The sequence below is a fragment of the Moorena sp. SIO4E2 genome, from assembly GCF_010671945.1.
GTDB classification, from domain to species: Bacteria; Cyanobacteriota; Cyanobacteriia; order Cyanobacteriales; family Coleofasciculaceae; genus Moorena; species Moorena producens.
Genome location: NZ_JAAHIE010001224.1, coordinates 1 through 1,392 on the forward strand (window position 1 = coordinate 1; position 1,392 = coordinate 1,392).

Consider the following 1,392-nt stretch of genomic DNA (forward strand, 5'->3'; position numbering starts at 1 on the left):
TTTCTGTGCAATCTTCTTCGTTTAAGCAAGCTAGATATTCTTCAAGATCTACATCTCGAATAAACTGTTCACCAGGACTATCAAATTTTCCAACCCCGACCTCATTAATGCAGAACAAAGCAAACATTACAAATTCAGCAAATCTATTTTTCATCCCGAAGCTCATGCAACCAGGGAAGATTATAGAATGCTCTTTTTGCATGCCGATGATCCATTCTTTTACCTCAGATCTAGAATAACTATTTTCTATTAAACCGAGGACAATATCTTTTACTACTTCAACTTTAGGGGGGACAATTGGTATCATTTTTACTACTATTCTATAGTTTTTATATAGCCTAACTATTGATCTATAATGCTATAGGTGTTACTCAATATTTAAGCTCAATAATACCAAATTTTTATACTGATAAATTTAATACCGATTACTTACAAAGGGCATAATTAAAAATTATAGCAGTTTTCAATTGGGTGCTGAATTTAAGTATGAATTTCTTGGTATTATTTGGCTACTGCCCCAATTATCCCCCAAAATTGGGGGACGAAAGAGAGTTTCGTTCCACCCAAAGTTGGGGGGTTATATCATGTCAGGATAATTACCCTTAATAAAAATCTCCCTATCTCCCCACACCTCCCACCCTCTCCTTAATTATGGGTATTCAACCAGACTTGATATTAGGGGGGCGAAATCATACCCATACTCAGCAACGCTGTTAAAAAAAACCTGGCTTGATCAGCCTAGGGGTATTGCAGAAATTAATAAAAATGAACTAATTCAAAGCCAGCGGTTAAAGATTCCTGTCAAAGATTGCTGAAGGGACTAACTGGTAACTGGTTCGGGGGACTGATCAGTAGCCGCTCCGTTCTCTTCGATCTCCATTTCCTCATATTTATCAAAACACTTACGCTTAGCAGCGACAGCGATGTCGAGAACAATGGGTACTTCTAATTTGATCGGAACTTGGAACACACAGGGGTTATAGTATTTGTAAGGCATGGGTTTTACCTCTTGGTGCAATTCATTTCAATCAACACATTTCTAGAATGTCAGATCTAACTCTGGCTTCACAGTACCCTTGAGGGTACCTTTTTTTTTTGGGCGTTGCTTAATAATGGAATGATTTTAATAGTTTTGTGGAACGGGCATCTTGCCGTGGAACGGGCATCTTGCCCGTTTCATTTTCGCGCGGGCAGGATGCCCACCCCACTCATATTCATTCCGCCCCTCAGCAATGCCAAAAATCGAGGAGCTCTCGCAGGTTGGTAGAGATGCTTGAATCACGTTTGGTTTGATCACGCAGCTTGGCTGGGGTAACTCCAATGGATCTGCTACACGATTCTCTGAAAGAGCCGCTACGCGAACGCATAATTTCCCTGTCAACAGTAACGCGA

At 40.2% G+C, this 1,392-nt stretch carries 3 protein-coding genes; all 3 read right to left on the reverse strand.

Translation table 11 applies throughout. The features are described 5' to 3' along the window. A partial coding sequence (locus F6K37_RS42405; RefSeq protein WP_287257218.1) for a hypothetical protein occupies positions 1-307 on the reverse strand: 307 nt, incomplete at its 3' end. A 513-nt stretch (positions 308-820) separates the two neighbouring features. Continuing rightward, positions 821-997 carry a hypothetical protein gene (locus tag F6K37_RS42410; RefSeq protein WP_008184244.1) on the reverse strand — a complete coding sequence of 59 codons (177 nt, stop codon included), beginning with the start codon at positions 995-997 and terminating at the stop codon, positions 821-823. A gap of 126 nt (positions 998-1,123) precedes the next feature. Next, a partial coding sequence (locus tag F6K37_RS42415) for a hypothetical protein (RefSeq protein WP_287257219.1) occupies positions 1,124-1,392 on the reverse strand: 269 nt, incomplete at its 5' end.

What these genes read in the sequence shown, in the direction of transcription:
- F6K37_RS42410 (WP_008184244.1), bottom strand. Translation starts at nt 997, where the DNA reads ATGCCTTACAAATACTATAACCCCTGTGTGTTCCAAGTTCCGATCAAA.